Origin of the sequence: Paenibacillus lautus NBRC 15380 (assembly GCF_004000945.1) — a bacterium.
GTDB lineage: Bacteria > Bacillota > Bacilli > Paenibacillales > Paenibacillaceae > Paenibacillus_AQ > Paenibacillus_AQ lautus.
Genome location: NZ_BIMF01000020.1, coordinates 90,076 through 116,120 on the forward strand (window position 1 = coordinate 90,076; position 26,045 = coordinate 116,120).

Annotated in this window: 20 protein-coding genes; 17 read left to right on the top strand and 3 right to left on the bottom strand. The window is 52.4% G+C overall.

What is annotated here, in order from left to right:
• Positions 1–59: 59 nt before the first annotated feature.
• Positions 60–1,136, bottom strand: coding sequence for an alpha/beta hydrolase (locus PLA01S_RS25875; RefSeq protein WP_127594654.1), 1,077 nt, complete (start codon positions 1,134–1,136; stop codon positions 60–62).
• 168 nt (positions 1,137–1,304) lie between these two features.
• On the opposite strand from PLA01S_RS25875, the gene PLA01S_RS25880 reads away from it, so the two are divergent.
• The 12 genes from PLA01S_RS25880 (at position 1,305) to PLA01S_RS25935 (ending at position 17,456) form a co-directional block, all read left to right on the top strand.
• The gene (locus PLA01S_RS25880) at positions 1,305–1,886 is read left to right on the top strand and encodes a GNAT family N-acetyltransferase (RefSeq protein WP_127594655.1); all 582 of its coding nucleotides are present in this window, start codon (positions 1,305–1,307) and stop codon (positions 1,884–1,886) included.
• Position 1,887: 1 nt separating this feature from the next.
• Positions 1,888–2,646, top strand: a complete 759-nt coding sequence (locus PLA01S_RS25885; RefSeq protein ID WP_127594656.1) for an energy-coupling factor transporter transmembrane component T family protein — start codon at positions 1,888–1,890, stop codon at positions 2,644–2,646.
• Positions 2,647–2,767: 121 nt separating this feature from the next.
• The gene (locus PLA01S_RS25890) at positions 2,768–3,355 is read left to right on the top strand and encodes an ECF transporter S component (protein WP_100540155.1); all 588 of its coding nucleotides are present in this window, start codon (positions 2,768–2,770) and stop codon (positions 3,353–3,355) included.
• A 4-nt stretch (positions 3,356–3,359) separates the two neighbouring features.
• A complete protein-coding gene (locus tag PLA01S_RS25895; protein ID WP_127594657.1) occupies positions 3,360–4,940 on the top strand; it encodes an ABC transporter ATP-binding protein in 1,581 nt (526 codons plus the stop codon).
• A gap of 172 nt (positions 4,941–5,112) precedes the next feature.
• Complete coding sequence (locus PLA01S_RS25900) at positions 5,113–6,627, top strand: MDR family MFS transporter (RefSeq protein ID WP_127594658.1); 1,515 nt, start codon at positions 5,113–5,115, stop codon at positions 6,625–6,627.
• 259 nt (positions 6,628–6,886) lie between these two features.
• Positions 6,887–8,677 (top strand): sensor histidine kinase, encoded by a 1,791-nt coding sequence (locus tag PLA01S_RS25905; RefSeq protein ID WP_127594659.1) that lies wholly within the window; start codon positions 6,887–6,889, stop codon positions 8,675–8,677.
• A complete protein-coding gene (locus tag PLA01S_RS25910; RefSeq protein WP_127594660.1) occupies positions 8,658–10,295 on the top strand; it encodes a response regulator in 1,638 nt (545 codons plus the stop codon). The genes PLA01S_RS25905 and PLA01S_RS25910 overlap by 20 nt, the downstream gene beginning before the upstream one ends.
• A 97-nt stretch (positions 10,296–10,392) precedes the next feature.
• A complete protein-coding gene (locus PLA01S_RS25915) occupies positions 10,393–12,078 on the top strand; it encodes a type 2 periplasmic-binding domain-containing protein (protein ID WP_127594661.1) in 1,686 nt (561 codons plus the stop codon).
• 169 nt (positions 12,079–12,247) lie between these two features.
• Complete coding sequence (locus tag PLA01S_RS25920; RefSeq protein ID WP_036664449.1) at positions 12,248–13,138, top strand: ABC transporter permease; 891 nt, start codon at positions 12,248–12,250, stop codon at positions 13,136–13,138.
• 21 nt (positions 13,139–13,159) lie between these two features.
• On the top strand, positions 13,160–14,038 hold the full coding sequence (locus PLA01S_RS25925; protein ID WP_127594662.1) for a carbohydrate ABC transporter permease: 879 nt from the start codon (positions 13,160–13,162) through the stop codon (positions 14,036–14,038).
• Between the two features lie 39 nt (positions 14,039–14,077).
• A complete protein-coding gene (locus tag PLA01S_RS25930) occupies positions 14,078–16,150 on the top strand; it encodes a beta-galactosidase (RefSeq protein WP_127594663.1) in 2,073 nt (690 codons plus the stop codon).
• Positions 16,151–16,436: 286 nt separating this feature from the next.
• Positions 16,437–17,456 carry a glycoside hydrolase family 53 protein gene (locus tag PLA01S_RS25935; protein WP_371860459.1) on the top strand — a complete coding sequence of 340 codons (1,020 nt, stop codon included), beginning with the start codon at positions 16,437–16,439 and terminating at the stop codon, positions 17,454–17,456.
• A 74-nt stretch (positions 17,457–17,530) separates the two neighbouring features.
• On the opposite strand, the gene PLA01S_RS25940 is transcribed toward PLA01S_RS25935, so the two are convergent.
• A complete protein-coding gene (locus PLA01S_RS25940) occupies positions 17,531–18,001 on the bottom strand; it encodes a MarR family winged helix-turn-helix transcriptional regulator (RefSeq protein WP_127594664.1) in 471 nt (156 codons plus the stop codon).
• Positions 18,002–18,214: 213 nt separating this feature from the next.
• Between PLA01S_RS25940 and PLA01S_RS25945 the strand changes: the two genes are divergently transcribed.
• The 3 genes from PLA01S_RS25945 to PLA01S_RS25955 all read left to right on the top strand — a co-directional run bounded on the left by PLA01S_RS25945 (position 18,215) and on the right by PLA01S_RS25955 (position 21,646).
• Entirely contained in the window at positions 18,215–19,555 is a 1,341-nt protein-coding gene (locus PLA01S_RS25945) for an MFS transporter (RefSeq protein WP_127594665.1), read from the top strand.
• An 82-nt stretch (positions 19,556–19,637) separates the two neighbouring features.
• On the top strand, positions 19,638–20,369 hold the full coding sequence (locus PLA01S_RS25950) for an ABC transporter ATP-binding protein (protein ID WP_127594666.1): 732 nt from the start codon (positions 19,638–19,640) through the stop codon (positions 20,367–20,369).
• Between the two features lie 14 nt (positions 20,370–20,383).
• A complete protein-coding gene (locus PLA01S_RS25955) occupies positions 20,384–21,646 on the top strand; it encodes an ABC transporter permease (RefSeq protein ID WP_127594667.1) in 1,263 nt (420 codons plus the stop codon).
• 275 nt (positions 21,647–21,921) lie between these two features.
• Here PLA01S_RS25955 and PLA01S_RS25960 read toward each other — a convergent pair whose 3' ends face one another.
• On the bottom strand, positions 21,922–23,199 hold the full coding sequence (locus tag PLA01S_RS25960) for a BaiN/RdsA family NAD(P)/FAD-dependent oxidoreductase (protein ID WP_127594668.1): 1,278 nt from the start codon (positions 23,197–23,199) through the stop codon (positions 21,922–21,924).
• A gap of 211 nt (positions 23,200–23,410) precedes the next feature.
• Between PLA01S_RS25960 and PLA01S_RS25965 the strand changes: the two genes are divergently transcribed.
• Both PLA01S_RS25965 and PLA01S_RS25970 read left to right on the top strand, forming a co-directional pair.
• Positions 23,411–25,135, top strand: a complete 1,725-nt coding sequence (locus PLA01S_RS25965) for a two-component system sensor histidine kinase NtrB (RefSeq protein WP_127594669.1) — start codon at positions 23,411–23,413, stop codon at positions 25,133–25,135.
• A gap of 326 nt (positions 25,136–25,461) precedes the next feature.
• Positions 25,462–25,896 carry a BrxA/BrxB family bacilliredoxin gene (locus PLA01S_RS25970; protein ID WP_127594670.1) on the top strand — a complete coding sequence of 145 codons (435 nt, stop codon included), beginning with the start codon at positions 25,462–25,464 and terminating at the stop codon, positions 25,894–25,896.
• Positions 25,897–26,045: the final 149 nt, after the last annotated feature.

The following is a 26,045-nucleotide window of genomic DNA, read 5'->3' on the forward strand; positions in this document are numbered from 1 at the left end:
AAGCCCCCGACTCACGCTGTTCTTATGCGTGCAGGCGGGGGCTTCTTTTGGCCACCGGTCTAAACCGTTTCAAGCGAGCCGTCCAGCTCAAGCTGGAATGGATGCGGGGCAGGCGCTGCCTCCGTTTCGGGCTGTGACAACCGCTCAGCTTCTGGCTGAGGTGCTCTCACGGGTTGATCTATATGTTCGCGAAGGAAAGAGTGCACGCTCTCCCGATATTGATTGGGATCAATATGATAAGCGTTCGCATGGATAGCGCCTTCGATTAGAAGAAGTTTTTTCGGGTCCGGTTTGGCCTCGAACATCTCGATACTCATCCGGGTAGGCACGTAATTATCCTTGGTGCCATGGATGAACATAACCGGAAGCGTGCTGTTCCGAACAGCACGGATCGGGCTGACCTGATCCAGGCTGAATCCGGCTTTACGCCGAATTCTGGCGTTCACCCAGGACAGGAACGGCACGGAAGGGATTTTGTTGATGCGCGTAAGCTGATGCCGCATTAAATCCGTCAAATCGGAATACGGGCAATCCGCTATGACAAGCTTGACCTGCGGATCGGCAATGGATAAATACTCCAGCACGGTTCCGCCTCCCAGCGATTGTCCATGCAGCCCGATCGCCACATCCTCGCCGTATTTGCGGGTAATCCAGCGTACCCACGCTTGCACGTCGTGTTTCTCATAAAAGCCGTAGGTGGTATAACGTCCTTCGCTTCGTCCATGCCGGCGCTGATCAATGAGGAGCACGTTGTAGCCCTCTTCCGTAAACAAATCGATGAATTGGGTGGATACGGCTCGCGAACCGGTATAGCCGTGGGCAAAAAGCATCCAATGCTTGGAGCCGGGATTGTTCTCAATGGCTGCGCCGCACAGCTTCAACCCGTCAAAACTCGTGATCGCCACTTCGTTCTTTTGAAGCGATTCATATTGCTCTCTGCTGTACAGTCCGGCTTTTTCCAGTACCGTGAACAGCTTAAGGTCATTCTTTACGCGCATCCGCGTAATCTGCAGATATCCGATTTGCGTAATGGCAGCGGCAATGACAACGACGGTGAACAGCAAGACAATCGCGATATACATACTCAGATGACTTCCTCCTTCTTCCGCACTGTACAAGGGAGCCGTTACAAGCATATTGACGGAAGCCTCCCGAATCCATCAATATATATACATCCAGCTCTAAGGTGTTGATGGGGGACCAGGATACGGATTGATTTTTCGCTATACTCTTTTATACACGAACATAGTATCACCGGAAACAGCGCATACAAGTCAGTTTTTTTGCAAGGGGGTTCGAAAACCATGTACGTCTGCGAGGGAATCATTCCGGAGATAAAAGGTCGGCGATTACGGCTGCGAAGAATGGAGGCGGATGATGCGGAAGCGATGTTCCGCTGCTGGTCCGATCCGAAGACAACCGCTTTTCTGGATTTGCCTGCTATGCATTCGGCTGAGGACGCAAAGGCATTGATTCATTGGCTGCATCTCCTTGCCGAGCAGGACGAAGCCATCCGCTGGGGCATCGAAGTCATCGAAACGAGACAATTGATCGGCAGCTGCGGATTTAATATTTGGCAGCTGGAGGGTGCGTTCAAGGGCGAGTTCGGCTGTGAGCTAATAAGCACTTATTGGGGGCAGGGCTTCATGTCGGAGGCGGCCGAAATGGCTGCAGCATTTGGGTACATATCCATGGGACTAAACCGGATCGAAGCTTTTGTTGATCCGAGAAATGAACGAGCATGCCGATGGTTTATGGAGATCGGCTATATGCGCGAAGGCGTATTACGGGATTATCGCCATACGCCAAACGGTTATGTGGATGCCGTCGTTTTTTCAAGGTTAAGAAAAGATTGGGAAAGGCCGATAGAGAGGCAGGAGTTGTAATATGCTGATTCAATATGAGAAGGGTAACACGATTCTTCATCGTTATGATCCATTAAGCAAGCTGGTGATATTATTTTGCACCGCCGTGATCGCCATGCTGCTTGATCAGGCCTGGCAGCAGGCGTTATTCCTCCTGCTATGCATAGGACAAGCCCGATTTGCAGGCCAGGTGTCAGGCAAACGGTTGCTGGGAGGGATCCGGCTGATTGCGATCGTTGCAGTGCCCTATTTCATTCTGACCAGCCTGACGGTCAAAGGAGAAACCGTATGGCTGCAGTGGGGACCCATCACCCTGACGGTAGAGGCTCTGGACGCTGCGGGTGCCATGTCACTCCGCATGTTTACGTTGTTTCTGACCTCGATGGCTTATATCTTGACAACGGATCCGAGAGAAGTGGTAGCCGAGTTGACCAGACGCCTTCGAATCCCTTACCGGTTTGCGTTTGGCGTATCCGCTGCGCTTACCTTCATTCCACTGTTGGAGGAGGAGGGTGCCCATATTCTGGCTGCCCAGCAGGTAAGGGGCCATCGACCGCCCAAGGGTCTCGGAAGTCGCATCGGTTACGGATTGAAGTTTGTATCAGCTGTCCTGCTTAATGCGCTACGTCGTGTTCAGCAAACGGCGGGCGCAATGGAATCCAAGGGATTTGGCGCGTATCCGGACCGAACGTATCGTACGGAGGTTAACCTGCCTTCATGGGCGGTCGCATCGGCGGTTTTGTATGTACTGGCAACGGTTTTCGTGTGGTGGATTGCCTAAATTGTTAACCGTTAATGATAAAAATAAGGTTGACGTTAAGGGCGGAAGCATGCAAAATATGAAATGAAGCATCCGAAAGTGTTAGTACAGCCGCCATGGCTGGAAATAAGGAGGACTACATTTGAATTCATCATCGCAGAAAAAATGGTTTGCTTTTACGACGCAGGAAATTATTCTGATGGCGATGCTCGCTGCCGTCAATGCCGTTCTAACTGTATACATAGGGCCGGTTAACAAGCTGCTGAACAGTCTTGGCGGACCCATCGCAACCTCGACGACGACGGGCATCTACATGGTATATGGACTCTTGGCCTATTACATCATTCGTAAACCGGGAACGGCGGTTGTCACGTTTGCGATTGGCGGCACGATTCAGGCTCTGACGGGGACGGTGTACGGCATCGCTTCGTGTTTTGTAGCCGCAGGCTGTTACATGATCGTGGCAGAGACGATTTTTGCCATCTACCGCCACAAAAAGTGGAGTGCCGGCGTGCTCATGCTGGTCGGCGGTGCGATGGTACCGCTATGGTTTCTGTTCGCGGCCAATATGTTCGGATATACGTCCTGGCCGCTTGAAGTGCTTGGCATCGCGCTGGTTGTGCGCATTCTGAGCGGCGTGCTGCTCTGCGGTCTGTTAACCAAAGTGTTAGGAGAGGCGTTAGTGAAGACAGGCCTGCTTCGCCGGTTTGCCGTCGCAGTGAAGGGATAGCTCCATGTCAGGAACAACGGTAATATGCCGAGACCTCGGATTTATCTATGATGGAGATGAGCGCCCGGTTATACAGGATTTCCACCTGAAGATCGACCAAAACGAGTGGGTCGCTATCCTCGGGGCCAGCGGCAGTGGGAAGTCGACGCTGTGCCAACTGCTGTGCGGTCTTCTTCCGCGGAGCGGCGGAGGCGCTAGAACTGGGGAAGTGCTGCTGGATGGCATGGATCCCGCAGCGGCGCCGATTGCCGACGTGGCCGAGGCGGTAGGGGTATTGTTTCAGGATCCGGATGCGCAGCTCGTTCAGGGCATCGTAGAGGACGAGGCGGCCTTCGGACCTGAAAATATGCGGGTTACACCCGTGGAGATCGAGGAGCGGGTGGTTCAGTCCCTTACGGCGGTTGGGCTGCTTCACCGCCGGACCGATCCGGTGCGCAGCCTGTCCGGGGGACAGAGGCAGCGCACGGCCATGGCCGCGGTGCTGGCGCTGCGCCCGCGGCTCTTCGTCTTCGACGACGCCTGCGCCAGCCTGGATGCCGCGGCGCAGGCGAACTTCCTGCAGCTGTGCCATAAGCTGCAGGCAGAGGGCCGGACGCTCATCACCGCGTCCGGCCGCTTTGACGATGTCGCGCGCGCCGCGCAGCGCGTCATCGTCCTGGAGGGCGGCACCGTCGTGCTCGACGGGCCGCCGGAGGAGCTGCTGCACCGCTGCGGGGAGCAGCTGGTGCAGCTGGGCTTGCTGCCTCGGCCCGCAGGCGAGGCAGCGAGTGCCGCCGGGGACCAGTCTGTCCCGGCGGCAACTCCCCCGCATCCGGCTGGGCGCCATGCGGGCACGCAGATCGCAGCAGGTTCCATGTCTGCCGCGGTACTCAATGGGGAAGGCGCCAGGCTGTCTGCGGCCTCCCCGCTGCTCCAGATTGATTCGCTGACGTTTGCGTATCCCGGCGGTCGGGAGGCGCTGCGCGATATCGAGGCGGTGATTCATCCCGGCGATTGGGTGCTGCTGACCGGGGAGAACGGATCCGGCAAAACGACCCTCAGCCGCCTGATCATGGGACTGCTGCCGGCTCCGGCAGGCAGCATACGCTGGCAGGGGGAAGATACAAAGGGAATGGCCGTCTACCGAAGAGCCGAGTTAATCGGCTACGTGTTCCAGCAGCCGGAATATATGTTTACGGCTCCGAATGTTTGGGAGGAGCTGATCTACAGCCTTCATGGCGGACTGTCCGTGAAGAAGCGCCCCGAGCTGACAGCTGGCCAGCAGCAGCGAGCCGGGTTTCTGTTGGACAAGGCGGGACTTACGGATCGTCTTCAGATGTCTCCCTATCTGCTCAGTCAGGGCGAGAAGCGTCTCTTAAGCATCATCAGCCAATTGATGCTGGAGAGATCGCTGTATATCCTGGACGAGCCGACCTCGGGAATGGACTATGCCGCCATCGAGAAGGTAACCGAGCTGTGCCGTTATGTCATCGGGGAAGGCTCGGCCATCCTGATGATCACGCACGATCCCGAGCTTATGAAGCGACACGCTACTTCCTTTATTCATCTGCGGGGCGGGAAAATGTCTGTGCAACCATCGCGGTAACCTTTATAATAGAAATGTTACATGATGTGAAAGCGCTCCTGGTATCGGGAGGCGCTTTTATGCTGTTGGCCCCGGTTTTTATCCGTATCCATATAGGATACATACGGGAAACATGGATCGGCAGGAACAGGAATCATGCCGGGGCTGTCTAGAGTAAAGGGGACGAAGGAACGTGGGTGTATTAAAACAAGACAAACGCAGTTATATCCTGGTCGGTATTCTGTTATCCACCTTTATGGCTGCGATCGAAGGAACGGTTGTCGGACCGGCGGGTCCGGCGATTATCAGCAGCTTCGGCAGCGTGAGTCTGATGAGCTGGATTTTTACGGCCTATCTGCTAACGATGGCTGTAACGACGCCGATCTTCGGTAAAATAAGCGATTTATATGGACGCAAGCCCGTATTTTTATACGGCTCGCTGATCTTTCTCGTAGGCTCATTGCTGTGCGGCCTGTCGCAGAACATGACGCAGCTGATCATATTCAGGGCAATCCAAGGGATCGGGGCAGGTGCTGTTATCCCGGTAACCTTTACGATTGTCGGAGACATTTACAATCTGGAGGAACGAGGGAAGATTCAGGGGATGATCAGCTCCGTATGGGGAATCTCCTCTCTGATCGGACCGCTGCTTGGCGGGTATTTCGTGGATTACCTGTCCTGGCACTGGATCTTTGTCTTTAATGTTCCGTTCGGGCTGTTATCGATATGGCTGATTTTCCGTTATTTCAAAGAGGAACGCACCACCCGCGAAGTATCGATCGATTATGGGGGAGCGGCCCTGTTTACCGTGGGGATGACGGCGCTGCTGTTTGCGCTCGCGGTAGGCGGCGGAGAGAGCTATTCCTGGACTTCTCCATTCATGCTCGGTCTGATGATCGGTTCCGTGGTGCTGCTCGCTGCGTTCCTGGTGGTGGAGAGTAGGGTGAAGGAGCCGATGCTGCCGCTCCATTTATTCAAGATCCGGGATATTACGGTATCGACGGTAGCCAATATTCTGGTCAGTGCGCTTATCATCGGGTTGACCACGTATTTGCCGCTGTGGATTCAAGGCGTTCGGGGCGGCAACGCCACCTTGTCGGGTCTGACGCTGGCCCCGATGTCGATCGGATGGCTGATCGGCTCGATTATCAGCGGGCGCCTGATCGTTAAATCCGGTTCCCGGAAAACAGCGATGATCGGCGTCGTACTCCTCATAATCGGAGCGGTCGGATTGGCGTTCATGCATAAAGATACGGCGCTGGGCGTGCTGCTGGTCTTTACGTTCATTTATGGCGTAGGCTTCGGTTATATCTCCACCTTGTTTCAGATCATCGCGCAATCCTCGGTCGGTTACGAGGTTCGCGGAGCTTCCACGGCGCTGAACTCCTTCATTCGGACGTTCGGTCAGACCGTGGGCGTAGCGGTGTTCGGATTATGGGTCAACGCGGGAATTGCGGGCAGGCTTGCCGCTGAGCCGGATGCGGCAGGCATTACCAGCGACGACATTAATAAATTGCTCTCTCCGCATGGAATGGCTGAACTGCCGGAGGGGTCAGGCAGCCTGCTGAGCGGAATATTGGAGGGAAGCCTCAATTCCCTGTTTGTGGTGATGGCCGTGATGGCGGTGATCTGTATGTTGATCGTGACTGCCTTCCGCAATGCGCCCCCTGAACCGGAGGCGGGAGAGGAAAAACCGTCAGGCCATTGATAGATGAACTCATGCAAGGCATATATTTCATATTATAAGTTTAACAGGACCCCGCTCTCTTTGAGGCCGGGGTCCTGTTTTTTTGTTTTATGCGGTTCTTGGTGGACTGCAAGCGGCCATCTCGCAGCAATCCCCTTCGAAAGTGCCCGAAATCTTGCTTTTATGCCCTACACGGCGCAGGGCGAACTCCGATATAATAAACATATTTCGCTTTATAAATGAACTTCTCCCACTACATAAACCAAGGGGCTGCCGATGTATGTCCAAATTTAATCTGTTTCGAAAAATCGTTCTGTTTATTTTCCTGATGTTAATTCCCATTGTCGGCCTCTATTTCTATTCGAACCAAACCACGACGAACGTGCTCAGCAAGGAGCTCAGCCAATCGAATACGAACCAGCTCGTCTTCTTTCAGAATCAGGTGAATACCAATATCGATATTTTGGCATCGTGGCCGAATTTGCTGCTGCATGACCCGGACATCTCAAGCTTTCGGGATATTTATTTGCAGGATAAGTATCTGAACCTGGACGCGATTAACCTGGTGAAGCAGATTCAGACGAAGCTGAGCATACAGGAGAGCTCTTCGAACTGGCGCAGCCATCTGGCGATTTATTCCCCGTCCCTCGGGAGGGTGGTAACCGAAAGCGATGCCGGGTTTTACTCGCCCGAGGATCTCGCGGAGGACGTGAAGCCGGGGTGGCAGGTCACTCCTTATGATGAGGGGAGCGATCGGCGTTTCCTGTTTGTCTGGTATTCGGTTGCACCGTATTCCACCCAGCATCATACGGGCAAGTCGAATACCGTGATCAAGGTTGAATTCGACAGCACCAATATCCAAGATATGCTGGACCGCTTTAAGAGCGACGGAAGGAGCGATCCGTTCTACTATAAACCGGATACGGGCGTCATCTACAATCGTACCGCGGACCAGGAACTGATTAATCATATGATTGCGGAGCTGGGCCGCGAATCCTTGCTGGACGTGGAGAACCGCGTGAAGGAAGTGGACGGCAAAACCTATTCGGTCAGCATCGTATTATCGGAAACGACCGGATGGTATTTGATCGACTATATTCCGCTATCGGACATTATGAAGCCGATCCATACGTCGAACAGACTCTTTTATATATCGATCAGCGCACTGCTCTTGATGAGCTGCCTCGCCGCATACCTGCTGTACTCCCAGGTTCAGGTTCCGATCAAGCAGCTGGTTTATGTGTTCCGCAGGCTGCAAGCCGGGGATTACTCGGTCAGGATGAAGGTATCGGGCCGGAACGAGTTCAGTTTTCTGGCTACGAGATTCAACTCGATGGTGGAGCAGATTCAGGAGCTGTTCGAGCATGTATACATGGAAAAGATCCATGTCAGGGAAGCGAAGCTGAAGCAGCTGCAGTCCCAGATCAATCCCCATTTCTTCTACAATTGCTTCTCGTTTATCACCAGCATGGCGAAGCTTCGGAAATACGAAGCCGTCGTGGCGATGTCGCACAACTTGTCCCGGTATTTCCGGTATACCACGCGTCAGGAAAGGGAACTGGTTCCCTTGTCGGATGAGGTGGAGTTCGTTACGCATTATCTGGAAATTCAGCAGATGCGGATGAGGCGTCTTCAATATCATCTCGACTTGACGGAGGAAGCGGAAGGCATGGAGATCCCGCCGCTGGTCATTCAGCCCTTGGTGGAGAACGCCGTGCTGCATGGCATTGAACCTCATTCGGGCGACGGTGAGATCAGGGTAACCTTCCGGATTCTGGACGGCGTTGCCTGCATTCAAGTGGATGATAACGGAATCGGCATGAACGGGTGGAAGCTGGCCGAGCTGGAGGCTCGGCTGAACAGGCCGATGGATCAGGAGATGGGCTGCGGCGTCTGGAATGTTCACCAGCGAATGCGGCTGCGTTATGGTGAAGAAGCCGGCCTGCGGTTTGCGGCATCTCCGCAAGGCGGCGTAAGGGCTGTGCTCTATTGGCCGCTGCCGGATCGCTTGGGAGGAATCAATCAAAGTCAGGGCAGGGGGCAGAGAGTTGATGAATATCTTATTGGTTGATGACGAGAGTTATGTCACGGAAAGTTTATATCAGACCATACCATGGCGTGAGCTGGATATTGAAGAAGTATATCAGGCTTCTTCCGCCCTGGAGGCGATCGACCTGCTGGAGGAGCAGGACATCGATGTGGTAGTTACGGATGTTCGGATGCCGGTGATGACCGGTCTGGAGCTGATGGAGACCATTGCCGAGCGCTGGACGCATATCCGCTGCATTTTACTTACGGGTTATTCGGATTTTGAATATGCCAAGCAGGCGATTCGACTGCAGGCATCCGATTACATTTTGAAGCCGGTGGACGATGGTGAATTCATGCGAAGCGTGAGCTCCGCTTTGGCATCGATTCAGGAGGAGCGGAAGGAGCTCGGGCACTACCATCAATTGCTGTACAGCCGGAAATCGGATCTCGGCATTCTGCGGAACAGCCTCATGCATGATCTCTTGCTGGGACGCGAGATGTCGCGGCATTCACTCGATCACAAGCTTCATGAATATGAAATTCCGCTCCGAACAGACCAGCGGGCAATCATGCTGCTTATCCAGCTTGGGCAGAGGTTTACGGGAATGGACGACCATTCGGTCGGCCTAATGGAATATGCCATCGGCAACATTGCTGAGGAGGTATTTGCCGAGCTGTTCCATGTGTGGTCCAGCAAAACGCCGCATAATGGTTTGATTCTGTTGGCTCAGCCCAAGAGAGAGTCGAAGGCTGGAGAAATGGAAACATTCGCGGATTCCCGCGAATTGAAACGGTATATAACCCAGTTTCAACAGGATGTGGACAGCTATCTAAAGGGAAGCATTTCGGTTCTCGTGTCAGCCTCCTTTGATTTTCCGGGGGAATTGGCATCCGTTTACCGGTCGGGATTAAGCTCGCTTTACCTCTGGGGAAACGGAGATCATGAAGCTATCCGGTTCTCCGAAGACCATGATGTCCGGCTGCGTGAGCCTGTATGGGACGTAACCCAGGCGTTTGCAAAGCCGCCGAGCCTGCTGCATCTGCTGGAGACAAGGCAGTGGGATGCCGTCCGAGACAAAATAGAACAAGTCTTTGCAGAACTTGAAACCGTATTCATTGGGCAGACGGCGTTGTATGAAATTTTTTTATCAGTTGCAAATGCCTATATGTACCTTGCTCATAAGCAGGGGCACACCATTCATCAGCTGGACCAGGCGGGCTGGGACCCCTTATATATTCAGCAGGTGGTTCAGTCGGCTGCCAAGCTGCGCTCCTGGTCGCTTGATATGCTGAACAAACTTCACGATATTTCGTCCGAACAGGAGACAACGAGCAAGAGCCATATCATCAAACAGGTCCAGGAGATGGTGACAGCCGATTCGGGTCATGACCTGTCCGTCAAAGCAATTGCGGACCGGGTATTCCTGCATCCGGTGTATTTATCCAAGATTTATAAGAGCGAAACCGGAGAGGGACTCGGCGATTATATCATCCGCAAGCGAATGGAGCGGGCGTTATATCTGCTGAAGCATACGAACAAGAAGATTTATGAAATTACCGCTGAGCTTGGATACCAGAATCCGCAGTATTTCAGCAAGATGTTCCGGAAGCACTACGGAATGACCCCGAATGAATACAGAGACCAAGGATGTTGCTAAAGGTGCAGAAATCTTCGATTCGTGACATAGGATGCGGCTGCCGGCCCCTCTATAATTAAACATGTAATCCATAAGGTGGTAGAAGGGGGATTTAACGATGACCGCTAGAAGAAAGAAATGGTTCCCGATCCTGGCCGCGTCCTTGCTCCTGGCCGGATCCTTGGCCGGATGCTCCGGCGGCGAGCCGAAGCCGGAAGCGGCGCAGCAGCCAGCCGAATCCAAAACTGAAAACGTCTACAAAGAGAAATATGATCCGGAAGTTACGATTACGACGGTATGGGGCGTTGATCCGACGCTGCAATTCAAGAATGGGGAAACGATCGAGAACAACGTGGCTACGAAGTGGGCAAAGGAGAAATTCGGCATCAATATCAAATCGCTGTGGTCCATTACGGATACCAACGGCGCTTTTGCGACCAAGCTGCGGCTCGCCATGTCCTCCGGACAGGAGATGCCGGATATCGTCACGCTTGGCACCGAAAATCAGCAGCTGGCCCAGGATTTGATCGATTCCGGCATGTTTGCCGAGGTAGGCACGCTGTTTGACCAGTATGCATCGGAAACGTGGAAGAACGCAATGAATCTGGATTCCAATGTGTGGAATCAATACAGCCGGGACGGTAAGCGAATGGGGCTTCCGGTACTGGATTTTGCCTATAATCACGACTATGTATTATGGATCCGGCAGGATTGGCTGGACAAGCTGGGGATGAGCGCACCGAAGACGATGGATGAGCTTGAGCAGGTGATGGATGCCTTCAAGAACCAGAACCCGTCCGGACTTGCTCCGGATAAAGTCACGCCGCTGAGCATCGGCTTCAAAACGTCCATGAGCACCTGGATGGGCGATCCGTCGTGGATATTCGGCGCTTACGGAACGCTGCCGCAGCAGTGGAACGTGGCTGAGGATGGAAGCCTGGAATACGGCTCGGTCCATGCAGGCATGAAGCAAGGCTTGGTGAAGCTGAACGAATGGATGAATAAAGGATACATTCCGAAGGAAGCCGCGCTGTGGGATGAGAACAAAACGGCGGAGCCGGCCGTAGCCGGAACGGCCGGCATCATTCCGGGGCCCTATTGGATGAGCGGCTGGCCGCTGATCGATACCGTAAAGAATGCGCCGGAAGCCGTCTGGAGGCCTGTGCCAATTCCGGCTGGCCCTGACGGCGTTGCGATGCGTCATGGAACGCAGTATACAAATGGCGTTACCCTGATCCATAAAGATATGGAGCATCCTGAAGCCTTCTTCACGTATCAGAACTACCTGTTCGATAACTTTGCCGTATCCAAGGAAGGCGGCGAATTTGCCAACGGGCTGTTCGAAGGTTACGACTTCGAGCTCGATGCCAATGGCGAAATGGTGCCGAACGATCAGATCCAGGGCGGTTATGTCAATGTCGTCCGTTATTTGCTGGTCCGCGATGGGGCTCGGATTCCGGACGAGCAGATGAAAGCGCTGCTGAAGCTGGCGAAAGGCGGGAAGCCGGAGAGCCGCCTCGAAAAGGATGTGGCGGTCAACTATGGCAAGGATACGCCGGCCGCTGCGGAAGTGCTGCTCTCCCAAGAGGAGATCTCCAAGAAAAACATGTTTACGGGACCGGTAACCGCCACCATGAAATCGAAGTGGGATTATCTCCTGAAGATCGAGAACCAAACCCTGAACGAGATCATTTACGGCAAGCAGCCCGTTGAATCATTTGATGCATTTGTGGAGACGTGGAAAGCCGGAGGCGGGGAACAGATCACCAAAGAGGTTAACGAATGGTACCAAAGCGTGAAGTAGTTGTGGTTACCGAGAAGGGCGGCCTGCCAAGAGGCCGTCCTTTTTGCTCCATCGGAGCGGCTGCAAATTGATTGCTATCGTGCCATGAATATTGGTTTTGTGGGCTACTGCGCTCCGTGGGACGGGTCCTATAATCAAGAGGTAGATTGATTTAACGGGAGGATCTTGGATGAAGAGGATGAAAAAAACATGGCCTTTCCACGTCATGCTGCTGCCGGCCCTTATCTGTCTGTTCTTGTTCAGTTATTTGCCGATGGGCGGCATCATTATGGCTTTTCAGGACTATAAGCCGTGGGAGGGCGTTGGCGGCTCCGCATGGGTGGGCTTGGACAATTTCCGATACTTGTTTGAAAGGCAGGACAGCATGCAGGTCATATGGAACACCTTTGTCATCGCGGTGATGAAAATCGTGTTCAATCTGCTGATTCCGTTCGTGTTTGCCATTCTGCTGAATGAAATCCGAAAAACGGCGCTTCAGCGAAGCATCCAAACGATGGTGTATTTGCCCCACTTTTTGTCATGGGTTATCCTGGGCGGAATTTTGATCGAAATGCTCGCGGTGGACGGCTTTGTCAACCGAATTCTGGCCGCTGTCGGCATCGATCCGATCTTTTTTCTCGGAGACAATAACTGGTTCCGGTTCACGGTGATCGTGTCCGACGTATGGAAGGAGTTTGGCTACAATACGATTGTGTTCCTGGCTGCTCTGGCCGGCGTTAGCCCGACCCTGTACGAAGCAGCGGAGATCGATGGAGCGGGACGCCTGAAACAAACGCTACATATCACGATCCCTTCCATGATTCCCATCACGATCGTTGTCGGGACATTGGCGCTCGGCAACATCCTGAATGCCGGGTTTGACCAAATCTTCAACCTGTACAATCCGCTGGTATACGAGAAAGGCGATATCATCGATACCTTTGTATACCGTACAGCAATCCTGAATGGCGAGATGGGGTTCGGAACGGCTATCGGCCTGTTCAAATCCGTGATCAGCATGGTCCTTATTCTCGTATCCTACCGGCTGGCCTACAAGTGGGCGGGCTACCGTATATTCTAGCAGAGCGAAAGAGGGAGAGCCATGTACCATAAAACGATGGAATACCGCATATTTAACGTGTTTAATACCTGCTTGCTTATCGCGCTGGCCATTCTCTGCATCATTCCGCTGCTTCATGTGCTGGCGATTTCGTTCAGCTCCAAAGCGGCTGCCGACGCCAGTCTGGTGGGATTATGGCCGGTCGATTTTTCACTGGAAGCTTACAAGAAAACGATCAATAACCCGGCATTTTTGCACTCGATCTGGATTTCGATTGCACGTACCGTACTGGGAACGGCTTTGACGCTCGCCGTAACCTTTCTGGCCGCATATCCGCTGTCCAAAGAGAACCGCGTCTTCCGCAGCCGCAGTGTTTATTCCTGGCTGTTTGTGTTCAGCATGGTGTTCAATGGCGGCCTGGTGCCGTTCTATATCGTGATTCAGAAGCTGGGCTTGATCAACTCCTTCTGGGTGCTGGTGATTCCCGGCACGGTGAACACCTTTTTGGTGATCCTGATGCTGAACTTCTTCAGGGGGATTCCAAAAGAACTGGAGGAAGCGGCTTTCATCGATGGAGCCGGCCATTTCAAAACGCTGTTTAAGATTTATTTGCCGATCTCGCTGCCCTCGATTGCCACGATTGCGCTCTTCAGCATGGTGTTTCACTGGAACTCCTGGTTTGACGGGCTGCTATATCTGAACAATGCCAAGGACTTCCCGCTGGCCACCTTCCTGCAGACGGTCATTATCCAGCGGGACATGAGCTCGATGAGCATGAGCCCGAAGGAGATGGAGCTGCTGTCCCAGACGACGGTGAATGCCGCACAGATCTTTATCGGTGCTGCGCCCATCCTGCTGGTCTATCCTTTTTTGCAGCGTTTTTTCGTTAAAGGGATGACGCTGGGTTCTGTCAAAGAATAAGAGATGCGATCCTATCAGGAAACAGGAGGTTAACTTACTATGAAACGAACGTTTAATCCGATTAGCCAGCGCGTTCCGCACATGCTGCATGGCGCCGATTATAATCCGGAGCAATGGCTCCGTTATCCCGAAGTGCTCGAAGAGGATATCCGGCTGATGAAGCTGGCGAATTGCAACGTGATGTCCGTCGGCATATTTTCATGGGTTTCATTGGAGCCCGAGGAAGGGGTATTTACGTTTGATTGGCTTGACGCCGTATTGGACCGTTTTGCCGCCAATGGAATCTATGCCTTTCTGGCTACGCCAAGCGGCGCAAGACCGGCCTGGATGTCGGAGAAGTATCCCGAGGTGCTGCGCGTGAGCGAGAAGCGCGTCCGTAACCTGCACGGTTTCCGGCATAATCATTGTTATACTTCGCCGGTCTATCGGGAGAAGGTCCATACGATCAACAGGAAGCTTGCGGAGCGGTACGGCAACCATCCAGCCGTCATCGGCTGGCATATTTCGAATGAGTTTGGCGGCGATTGCCATTGCGACTACTGTCAGGACGCATTCCGGTCTTGGCTGCAGGCGAAGTACGCCACGCTGGATGAGCTGAATCATGCCTGGTGGACCGCATTCTGGAGCCATACGATTACGAATTGGAGCCAGGTTGAATCTCCGGCACCACACGGGGAGACGCAGGTCCACGGAATGAACCTGGATTGGAGACGGTTTGTAACCGATCAGACGGCGGATTTCATCCGGCACGAAACGGAACCCCTCCGCAGGGTCAATCCATCCCTTCCCATTACGACCAACCTGATGGAATATTTTGAAGGACTGAATTACTGGAAGTTTGCCGATCTGCTGGACGTGGTGTCCTGGGACAGCTATCCGACCTGGCATGATCAGGGCGGGGATGAAGCCGTGCAGGCGGCCCGCGTTGCCATGATGCATGATATCATCCGCTCGATCAAAGGCGGAAAGCCCTGGATGCTGATGGAGAGCACGCCAAGTCTGACGAACTGGCAGCCGGTGAGCAAGCTGAAGCGTCCGGGTATGCATTTGCTGTCCTCCATGCAAGCCGTTGCCCATGGTTCGGATACGGTGCAGTATTTTCAATGGCGCAAGAGCAGGGGATCGAGTGAGAAGCTGCATGGCGCCGTCGTTGATCATGTCGGTCATGAACGCACCCGGGTGTTCAGCGATGTGGCTGAGGTAGGGGACTATCTCAAGAAGATGGACGCCGTTGTAGGAACGGGCATTCCGGCGGAAGCGGCCGTCATTTTTGACTGGGAGAACCGTTGGGCCATCAATGATGCGCAAGGTCCGCGGAACAAGGGAGTCAAGTATGAGGAGACTGTACAAGAGCATTACCGGGCTTTATGGAAGCAGGGAGTCCCGATCGATGTCATCGATATGGAGCAGGATTTCTCCAAATATAAACTTTTGGTCGCACCCATGCTGTACATGGTGCGCCCAGGCGTGGGCGAGCGGATTCAACAATTTGTGGAAGCGGGCGGCACGTTTGTTGCAACGTATTGGTCGGGAATCGTCGATGAGTTTGACCTTTGCTTCCTCGGTGGATTTCCGGGTCCCCTCCGTAAGACGCTCGGCGTATGGTCGGAGGAAATCGATGCTCTCCATGATCACGATGTCAATGGGATCGTAACGAATGACGGAGGTGGGCTTGGCCTGGCCGAGGCTTATGAAGCCGTTGAGCTGTGCGACCTCATTCATCTGGAGACGGCGGAGGCACTGGCCGTTTACCGGTCCGATTTCTACGCGGGGCGGCCAGCATTGACGGTCAATCAGCTCGGGAAGGGCCGAGCCTATTATATCGCCTCCCGGAACAGGGAGCCTTTTCATTCCGATTTTTACAGGAAGCTTGTTGAACAGACAGGCGTGCGCCGGGCGCTGCCGGTGGAGCTGCCTTCGGGCGTAAGCTCATCCATTCGTACGGATGGTGAGTCGGACTACATTTTTGTAATGAACTTCTCTGGCGAAGCGAAGCGGGTCACGCTGGACGGAACCCGGTACAACGATTTTATCTCGGGCGAAGCTGTGGATACGGATCTTGAGCTGGAACCTTATTGCGTGAAGGTTATCACGCGTAACGTAAGCATGTAAATGAATCCGTTAGTCCGCCAGACATATCCTCATATAAGGGCAGGTGCCATGCTGGCACCTGTTTTTTTTCAGGAAGTATAAACTTCGAAGCAGGGACCTTCCTGAGATCACAAGAAAACCTTCTTTTGCACATTTTTATTTTGCTTGGAAAAGGACCGGAAATGTTGGCATTATGCCCTGTGGCTTCATTTGGGTAACGCTTACAATAAGGGTGTCACTTGCGCAGTGAAGAAATGACAAAGGAGGTATCATGATGACTGGAGTTGTGAAAGGAGTTTGGTTCAAGATGTTTCTTTGCGTGTCGATGCTTGCGTTATCGTTTGGCTTTTCGGGTAACGGCTCCGCCGAGGCGGTGCCTGCTTTTGTAAAAGGGGCTGACATCAGCTGGGTCCCCGGTATGGAAGCTCAGGGGTATAAGTGGAAGGACAAGAACGGGGCTCAGCGCGATATTCTGGACATTCTGAAGAACGATTACCAGATCAATTCCGCAAGGATTCGGGTCTGGGTCAATCCCAATATGAATGATTATATGAACGGCTATCTGAATGCGGAAAAGGCGGCCGAGCTGGCTCAGCGTGCCAAGAACAAAGGCATGAGCATTATGCTTACGCTGCATTACAGCGATTCCTGGGCGGACCCGGGGCAGCAGAACAAGCCGTATGCCTGGCGTAATTTCACCTTTCAGCAGCTGATGGATGCGGTCTATTCCCATACCGTCTATGTGATGAACACCGTGAAGAACAAGGGCGTTACTCCGGATTGGGTGCAGGTCGGCAACGAAACCAACAACGGGATGCTGTGGGAGGACGGCAAAGCTTCGGTGAACATGAAGAACTACGCATGGCTCGTTAATACGGGGCATAATGCGGTGAAGTCTGTCAGCGGTTCTACCAAGACGATTGTCCATTTATCCAATGGCTACGATAATGAATTGTTCAAGTGGAACATTGGCGGCTTGATCAGCAACGGCGCGAACTTTGATATTATCGGTATGTCGCTGTACCCGGAAGTAAGCGATTGGTCATCGAAGGTCGATCAGACGATAGCCAATGCCAAAGACATGACGTCCAGGTTTGGTAAAAGCATCATGATTAGCGAAATCGGCATGGATTACAATCAGCCGGCGGCAGCCAAGGGCTTTATTCAGAGCATCAAGACCAAGGTGCGAGGTTTAGCGGGAGGTACGGGGCTGGGCGTGTTCTACTGGGAGCCTGAAGCAACGCCGGGATACAATGCGGGATACAACAAGGGGGCCTGGCAGGCGGACGGGAAGCCGACCATAGCCTTGGAAGGCTTTAAAGACTGAGCGTTTCTAACCAGTACATTCAATAAGAAGAACCCTGAATTCCGAGAAGGAGGAGGGTTCTTCTCTTTGCTTTTTCAGCCTTGCTGGCGTACGATTTGCACCTGTTCCGCATGTTTTCCCATTTTACTAAGAAGTCCAATCAGTTGGTGCTTTTCTTCCTCATCCAATCCACCGAGGGCATGCTGGATGTGACGTTCATGCAGGGGGTAAAGCTTCTGCATCAATTGTTCTCCGGGCGGGGTCAGCTCGGCGTAAATCACTCTTCTGTCCTCGGGACAGGGTTTGCGGCGCACATATCCTTTTTCGACGAGCTTATCAACCACATAGGTTACGTTTCCGCTCTGCAGGAGCAGCTGTGCCCCGATCTGCTGGATGGGCTGGCGGCCTTTATAGAACAGTACTTCCATTACGGCAAAAGAAGTTGGATTAAAGCCTTCGATTTTACTTCCATTCACGACATGCTCGTTGACGCTCTTGAATGACTTGGCAAACACCCGATACAGGTGCATAGCAAGCTGTGTATCGCATTCATGTGACACCTTCATACATTCTCCCGCCTTTGATATGGACTCATGTCCTGAATTACTTCAAATCTAAGATTACGCTGAAATGAATAAATTCAACATGTGATTTGTCACAATGCGGCCGAAACATTTTCATCCTGCGGCTCGATATCAGCTACACCTCCAGCCCGATACGCCCTCTGAACACCGATTCTATAATGAAATTATTCAAATGGGATGAAAAGGGTGGGGAACATGAATCAAGCACAAATCGTGGAATCAGAGGGACTTCAACCGCTGCTGCGCAATCGGAACTATATGCTATTGATGGGCTCCCAGCTGGTGTCCAACATGGGAGAGTGGCTGTATATCATCGCGCTCTTAACGCTTGTCGGATTAAAATGGCAGGCCGCGCCTTGGGAAATAGCGGCGATGACATTGTGCATGGCCATTCCCGTCTTGATTGGCGGCCCTGTGGCAGGATGGATCGGTGACAAGTATGACCGCAAAAAAATCATGGTGATATCGGACGTGGTCAGAGCTTTTATCTTGATTGGGGTTTTGTTTGCAGGCAATCTAATACAAATTTATATACTGCTGATCGTTAAAGGCTTGATGGATGTCCTGTTCTCTCCTGCCAAGAGCGGCAAGATCAAAGAGATCGTAGACCCGAAGCACATCGATCAGGCGGTGACGATCAGTTCATCGATCGAGCAGATGTCCAAAATCATCGGGCCTTCCTTGGGCGGACTATTGATGGCGTTATTCGGCATTCAGTTATGCTTTATCATCGATGCCGGGGCTTTCATCGTATCGGCGCTGTTTTTGCTTGGCGTTCCGGGTCGGAAGCTGCTTAAGCAGAAAGGACTGATCGGTGAGTCGCCAAATGAAGCGCGAAGTGGGCATGACACACAGAAAAAATCCTTCTTCAAGGAGATCGGGGAAGGGCTGCAGCTGATCTATGGCATGCCGCTGCTGCTGGGCGGCGTCGTTACGATATGCGCAGTCATGCTGGTGCTGCAGATGGCCGATTCCCAGATCGTAACCTTGTTCCGGCTGATCCCCGACGTATCGGATGATCTGCTTGGCTACTGTATTTCGGCCAGCGGCTTGGGCACGTTGATCGCAGCCATGTTTGTCCGCAAGCTGAGCTGGAGCACGCTTGCCAAGATGGGCGTAGGCTCTGCCGCGGCAGGTTTGGTATTTGCCGTATGTGCCGTAGTGGTCGTGATCGAAATGCCGCATCTGCTGCAAAGCGTAGTTTTGTTCGGTTCCTTCTTTTTGGCGGGTGCAGGCGGAGGCTTTGTGCTTGTTCCGTTCCAGATGCTGCTGATGAAGAGGACCCCTGAGCATATGACAAGCCGCGTATTCGGGACGGTCAACAGCCTTACAAGCGGTGCTGTGATCATAGGACCTACGCTCGGCGGCGCGCTTGTAACAGGCATGGGACCTGTGCCGACTTATATCGTTGCAGGGCTTGGAACTGCTGCAGTGGGTGCCGCGCTGCTGTTGTGCAAACGCAGAATCGAACGGAAGGATGAGGCTTTTGCCGCAAGGAGCGAAGGCCTCATGGTCCCTGAAACTTCTACGATATAATGAAAGAATGTTTCGCTAAATGCAACGAATTGCTGTCCATCTGCGTAATACTGAGAATAGGATTAACGGATGGGGTGTTAGGATGCATAAGATTCAAGAGAATGGACTTGAGCCCGAGCCGGTGCTGAAAGTGGATATTCAGCAGGCGGGTTACGAACCAGGCCGCCCGCGCATACGGGATATATCGTTTCAAGTGGTGCCCGGCGAGCTGCTGGGTTTGATCGGGCCGAATGGAGCCGGAAAAAGCACAACCATAAAGACGGTGCTGGGGCTGCTTAAGGATAGTAAAGCCGACGTCTATATTGCGGGCAATCCTCCCCGATATGCTTACGTTCCCGAGCAGCCCGTGTTTTACGAGGATTTGACGCTATGGGAGCATCTGGATTTGGCAGCTGCCGCATTTGGAATGGATGATGAACATTTCGAGGCACAGGCCGATCAGCTTCTCCGTCAGTTTGGAATGGAGTCCGTGCGCAATGAACTGCCGGGAGGCTTCTCCAAAGGAATGAAGCAGAAGATGATGCTGATGATCGGCTTTCTCTCCAAGCCGGACGTTTATATTGTAGATGAACCGTTTATTGGGTTGGACCCCCGCGCCACCCGAGATTTCTTGAATTTGCTGCTTGAGGAGAGAAGTCGAGGAGCCGGCGTATTGATGTCCACCCACGTGCTGGATACCGCAGAGAAAATTTGCGATCGCTTTGTGCTCATATCCGGAGGGCGGATTGCCTCGGAGGGCACGTTGGATCAAATCCAACAGGCCGCTGATCTTCCCGGCGCATCATTGTTTGATTGCTTCGATGTGCTGACATGAGGGAGGTGATGGACATGGATCGCTCCTATCATTTCAGCCATCCTGGCGCCCTCTTTTGGCGAAGGGTGACCGCTCATTGGAAGAATCAACGCGATAATCTGGCAACTGTGGTCGACTGGATTGTGATGCTGTACATCATTGTTCCGGGTCTGCTCCTGGGAGGCGGGCTCTACCGCGAGTTATGGACGAGCCCGCTCCCCGGATGGGCACAATTCTTCCCGCTGCAGGCGGTGGCAGGCATCCTGCTCTTTATGTTCTCCGGCAGAGTGCTGCTGTTCCTGGAAGAGGCTGACGTGTTGTTTCTTCGCCAGCAGCGGGGCTGGATGAAGGGGTTAATGATCAGAGGCATGGCGTACAGCCATACGGTCTCAGCGATCAAGGGATTGGTCGTTACCGTGCTTGTGCTGCCAATCCTGGTCAGGGAACATGAGATAACCGGCATTGCCTTGTTGACCTTGCTGGTGATTACGGCTGTATGCGCCTGGTGCGCGAATCTATCAACCGCTATGATTCGTTCCAGCTATAAAGGCTGGCGGAAACATGTAATGACTTATCTCGTACGCTGGCTCTCATTCGGACTGCTAGCGCTGCTTGTTACATTTTGGCTTGAGTTCTATGTTGTATTGTGGGCAGCTGCCTTGATTCTGCTCCTGTTGCTATTTCTTCTTAGCCGTAAGCGGCTTGCCATGCAAGGGACCTTCATCGCAGATGCGCGTGAGGATGCAAAGACAAGGGTCCAGTTGACGGAGAAGCTGTTGGTTCAAGCCGTCGGCAAACCTCCAAGTGTACGAAGTAAAACCTGGTTTATGCGCAAGTCCGGCCGATTGTTCAAAGGTACGCCGGAGAAGAGGCTGGCCGATGCGGGGTTAAAGGCGATTCTGCGCCACCCTGAGAGCTTGTTATTGTACATTCAGATTACGCTGGTCGGCATTCCGGCCGTCTGGCTGCCACCGCCGATCATCAAAATCATTGTATATCTTGCTCTGGTATTGATGATGTCGTATTGGCTGAATACAAGGTGGGCGGTGTTCGCCAAGGCGGAGTTTATGCAGGTGCTCCCGTTTACGAATCAGCAGCATCGTTCGGCCGGTGTCCTCGCGGTCCGAACCTTGCTCGCTCTCCCCGCCTTTCTTTATTCGCTCGTGGCTGGACTAACGCTTTTACAAGGGACGATGGGATGGATCGCCGTACTTGCACTGACTGTGCTGGCTGTCATGATCGCGCCATCGCTCATGTCTTGGCCGGTCTACAAGGAAGAGAGACACCCGCAAGAATAACAAAAAGCGCGCTGGATTGCTCCAATGAATGGGCATACCAGCGCGCTTTATTTAAGATATCAGAAAGTATAAACTTCGAAGCTTGTAGCTTCCTGATATCGCAAGAAAAACTTCCTCTAACTGCGGTCTGTCATCTGTGAAAGTACGTCGATAGACGTTTTTCTTGTAGATATCAGAAGTATAAACTTCGAAGCTTGTGACTTCCTGATATCGCAAGAAAAACTTCCTTTAACTGCGGTCTGTCATCTGTGAAAGTACGTCGATAGACGTTTTTCTTATGATTTGTTTATCGCTGCGGCTTCGGCTGCATGCTTGCCTGCCGTATAACCGGTCGCAAAGGCAGCCGTAATATTGTAACCGCCGGTGTATCCGTGAATATCCAGAATTTCACCGCAGAAGAAGAGGCCGGGCATCAGCTTGGATTCCATGCTTTTGGGCTGGATTTCCTTGAGGCTGACGCCGCCGCCTGTCACGAAGGCCTCCTTCAGCGAACGGGTGCCCGAAGCGCGGAACGTGAACTTTTTTAGAATGGAGGCAAAGGTTGTCAGTGCTGTTTTGGATATTCCGCTGCAGATCATATCGCAATCGATGGACGACTTGGATAGCAGCAGGGGGATCATTCGTTCCGGCAGCACGCCTTTAAGCACGTTTTTGATGCTCTTCCTCGGCTCATCCTCCAGCCGCCCTTTGAGTTCGGCCTCAAGCTCTGCTTGGGAGCGATCGGGGAACAGATCGATGGCCATGTCCACATTCACGATATCAAACTTCCGCTGTACCTGGCGGATGAACTGACTGCAGCGCAGCGCGATCGGACCGGACACCCCGAAATGGGTGAACAGCATGTCTCCCCGGTGGGCAATCACTTTTTTTCCTTTCGGATTCCAGACGGACAGCTCGACATCCCGCAGTGAAAGGCCTTGCAGCTCTTTAGAGGCAATAAACGGCTCGGTGGAGACGATAGGCACTTCAGTTGGATACAGCTCCGTGATGGTATGGCCTGCCGCTTCAGCCCATGGATAGCCGTCCCCCGTGGAACCGGTTTGCGGCACAGACTGCCCGCCGGTTGCAATGATCACGCAGGATGACTTGATCGCTTCCCCGGATTTAAGTTCTACCCCGGCCGTCCGGCCGTTCTCATAGAGAACTCTCTTCACCGGACTGTTTGTCCGAATGTCGGTACCGAGCTCCTTCACTTTGCCAATCAAGGCATTCACGACGCTGGAGGCTTTATCCGTCACAGGAAACATGCGCCCGTTGTCTTCTTCTTTGAGGCGGATACCAAGGCCCTCGAAAAAAGACATGATATCCTTGTTGTTCCAATGCTGAAAAGCACTATATAAAAAACGGCCGTTTCCCGGGATGTTGGCAATCAATTCATCCTGTTCTTTGGCATTCGTCACATTGCATCTTCCGCCGCCCGATATGCCAAGTTTACGGCCAAGTTTATCTCCTTTGTCGATCAGCAGAACGGAAGCTCCTCTTTCCCCTGCAGCCACGCAGGACATTAATCCGGAAGGTCCGCCGCCGATGACAATAATATCATAATCAAGCATGTTTGCTCATAGCTCCTTTGGGGGTATATCAATTAATAGATGAATCTTATTATATAGGATTTTTGCGAATTATCCCAAACCCCATGAATAGGACATAGGATGGAGTTTCCCCAGACTTCGAAAGAGAAATTACAAGATATTGTAATATGATGTCGCCTATGCTTTAATCAGAAATATTAGATGCGTCGTCCAATTGAGGTGATCGATCACTGTGCTGAGCCTATGGAAAGATATCTTGCTGCAAGTTTTGCTGTCTGGTACACTCATCTTTCATCTGCCGCTTCTCCTCGACAGACATCTAAAGTGGCTGAACAAGAAGCATCCGGATGATCTGCTTCGATTTCGCGAACATATTGTCATAGCAAGCGGGATTAGCACCATATTATGCATTTTGATCTCGGCCATGAACGATTATTACGTACCGATCAACCTTGGTGTAATCCCGTTGTTTCTAGGCATATTATATGGAGGTCGTCGTTCAGGGCTTTTTCTTGCAGCTATGTATATCACAAGCCAAGGGCTGATTAACGGTTGGTCAACGATCGGCCTCATTCTGAATATGCTCATTCTGGGGTATTCGCTATTACCCTGGATTACCTCTAATTTCAAGAAAGGCTCCATGACCGAAAAAATTTGTTGGCTGTGGAGCGCGCTTATTCCGGCTATGCTGATTATTGTAGCCTCCCACGCGATTGAAGGAAAGGTTAAGAATAATGATCTGAATCCGGATACGATATTGGTGACCATTCTGTATATGCTGATCGGCATTTTTTATTCAGGAATGATTGTATACTGGATCGAATTAACATGTGAGCGCCTGGGCGCTGGCCAATACGATGTGAAGAACAGAGAGTGGTCATCTTTAACGAAAATGATGGAGATGATTCCTTTAGGGATGGTCGCGGTGGATCGAAACGGCAATATCATCGCATTTAATCAACCGCTTATCCGCAGCTTTCGCAACGTGTTTCCTAATCTGACAACCAAGGATGTCATCGGCAGACCCTTATTTGACTTATTGGACGGCATGATTCAAAAGGAACATCTGCGCAGCCGGTTTCAGAGAGCTATGGACGGAATCGAAAGCACCGGCGAGATTATGCGAAGCGCTACCCGGGTATATTCCACAGGCATCTATCCGCTTATACATAATGGGAACGGCGACATCTTGGGTGCGGTAGGTATTATGGAAGACATTACGGAGCTGGAGAGACTTCGGACGGAATTCATTAAAGTAGAACGTTTAAGTTTGGTTGGCCAAATGGCGGCAAGCATTACCCATGAGATTCGCAACCCGATGGCTGTCGTCCGCGGATTCTTGCAGCTGATGCAGGAGAAGAGTCCGGATACGCTGGACCATTATTACCGGATCGTCATGGAGGAGCTCGATCGGGCCAACGGTATCATCAGCGATTTTTTATCCCTCGCCCAGAACCGGGTTGCAGAGAAGGAAGAGTGTCACCTGCATGACATTATCCATGAGCTCAGCCCGCTCTTGTGGGCCGACGCGAATTTGCGCGGACAGAGCATTGACCTGAAACTCGGAAATGGGATTCCCCGCCTGTACCTGAATGCCAAGGAGATGAAACAGCTGATTCTGAATCTGTGCCGAAATGGGATGGAGGCGATGGACGACAAGGGGACGTTGACGATCGAAACCCGGCTCGATGGGGATCAGGCCCAGCTTTATGTTGCGGATACGGGAATCGGCATCTCCGAGAATGAGCTGGAGCGCTTGTTTGAACCTTTTTTTACGACGAAGAGTAAGGGAACGGGGCTAGGACTCGCCCTGTGCATGAGCATTGTACAGCGTCATCACGGGACCATTGATGTGAAGTCGCAGCTAGGCGAGGGAACGGTTTTCATTATTTCCTTTCCTGTGCACTCGTACCAGCAAAGCTTACCGGAATCCCAGAGCGCTGCCGCTTCCGAATAAACAGGCTGATAATTACGCATCATAAGGCAGAGCTCAGGGTAAAGGAGGGATTCGGATGAGTAAAAATGATTCCAAACAACAGGAGCAGCAGGAGCGTGAAAACAAAGATCGCCGTGGCGAGCCCATCGTGGACAAGAAAAAAGATGGGGTAAACTATCCTGCTACCTAGTTTACACGAATGGAACAATAAAAGACGGGCGGTATCCTATTTTGTGATGCTGCTCGTTTTGTATTTTCTTGCTTTCACTCTTTAGGATTGTATAATATAGATATCGATGAGCTGTTATAATTCGAACAATCTTGTTTATATAAGGAGTGAAGCAGTTATGGGTATGTCTTTTGACCGATATATGCGCGATATGGTTCAACCGATGCGGGATGAGCTGACCAGCCTGGGAATTAAGGAACTGACGACACCAGAAGAGGTGGAGGAAGTGCTTCCAGCAGCGAAAGGCACAACGCTGATCGTTGTAAACTCCGTATGCGGCTGCGCAGCAGGGCAAGCGCGTCCTGGTGTAGCCAAAGCGCTCGAGAACCAGGTGAAGCCGGATCATTTGTTTACTGTGTTCGCCGGACAGGATAAGGAAGCAACGGCTAAAGCCCGTGAGTATTTTGCTCCGTATCCTCCATCTTCCCCATCGATTGCTCTGCTGAAGGACGGGGAATTGGTGCACTTTATCGAGCGCCATCAAGTGGAGAATCGTTCTGCAGAAGAAATCGCGGCGGATTTGACCGACGCATTCAATCGCTACTGCCAGTAATCGGCAGTTACATAGGCCCCGAAGCATTCGGCATATTCCGAAGCCGCGGGGCTTTTGTTATAGATATAGAATTTATAAGTTATCTAGCTACGCTGATGAAATTCTATATCGCAAGAAAAACTTCCGCTAAATGCGGTCTGTCTTCTGAG

Coding starts and splice junctions, on each gene's coding strand:
- PLA01S_RS25885 (WP_127594656.1), top strand. CDS start 1,888: ATGCTGATTCAATATGAGAAGGGTAACACGATTCTTCATCGTTATGAT.
- PLA01S_RS25970 (WP_127594670.1), top strand. CDS start 25,462: ATGGGTATGTCTTTTGACCGATATATGCGCGATATGGTTCAACCGATG.
- PLA01S_RS25910 (WP_127594660.1), top strand. CDS start 8,658: ATGAATATCTTATTGGTTGATGACGAGAGTTATGTCACGGAAAGTTTA.
- PLA01S_RS25945 (WP_127594665.1), top strand. CDS start 18,215: ATGAATCAAGCACAAATCGTGGAATCAGAGGGACTTCAACCGCTGCTG.
- PLA01S_RS25915 (WP_127594661.1), top strand. CDS start 10,393: ATGACCGCTAGAAGAAAGAAATGGTTCCCGATCCTGGCCGCGTCCTTG.
- PLA01S_RS25875 (WP_127594654.1), bottom strand. CDS start 1,136: ATGCTTGTAACGGCTCCCTTGTACAGTGCGGAAGAAGGAGGAAGTCAT.
- PLA01S_RS25880 (WP_127594655.1), top strand. CDS start 1,305: ATGTACGTCTGCGAGGGAATCATTCCGGAGATAAAAGGTCGGCGATTA.
- PLA01S_RS25895 (WP_127594657.1), top strand. CDS start 3,360: ATGTCAGGAACAACGGTAATATGCCGAGACCTCGGATTTATCTATGAT.
- PLA01S_RS25950 (WP_127594666.1), top strand. CDS start 19,638: ATGCATAAGATTCAAGAGAATGGACTTGAGCCCGAGCCGGTGCTGAAA.
- PLA01S_RS25925 (WP_127594662.1), top strand. CDS start 13,160: ATGTACCATAAAACGATGGAATACCGCATATTTAACGTGTTTAATACC.
- PLA01S_RS25955 (WP_127594667.1), top strand. CDS start 20,384: ATGGATCGCTCCTATCATTTCAGCCATCCTGGCGCCCTCTTTTGGCGA.
- PLA01S_RS25920 (WP_036664449.1), top strand. CDS start 12,248: ATGAAGAGGATGAAAAAAACATGGCCTTTCCACGTCATGCTGCTGCCG.
- PLA01S_RS25960 (WP_127594668.1), bottom strand. CDS start 23,199: ATGCTTGATTATGATATTATTGTCATCGGCGGCGGACCTTCCGGATTA.
- PLA01S_RS25935 (WP_371860459.1), top strand. CDS start 16,437: ATGTTTCTTTGCGTGTCGATGCTTGCGTTATCGTTTGGCTTTTCGGGT.
- PLA01S_RS25930 (WP_127594663.1), top strand. CDS start 14,078: ATGAAACGAACGTTTAATCCGATTAGCCAGCGCGTTCCGCACATGCTG.
- PLA01S_RS25905 (WP_127594659.1), top strand. CDS start 6,887: ATGTCCAAATTTAATCTGTTTCGAAAAATCGTTCTGTTTATTTTCCTG.
- PLA01S_RS25940 (WP_127594664.1), bottom strand. CDS start 18,001: ATGAAGGTGTCACATGAATGCGATACACAGCTTGCTATGCACCTGTAT.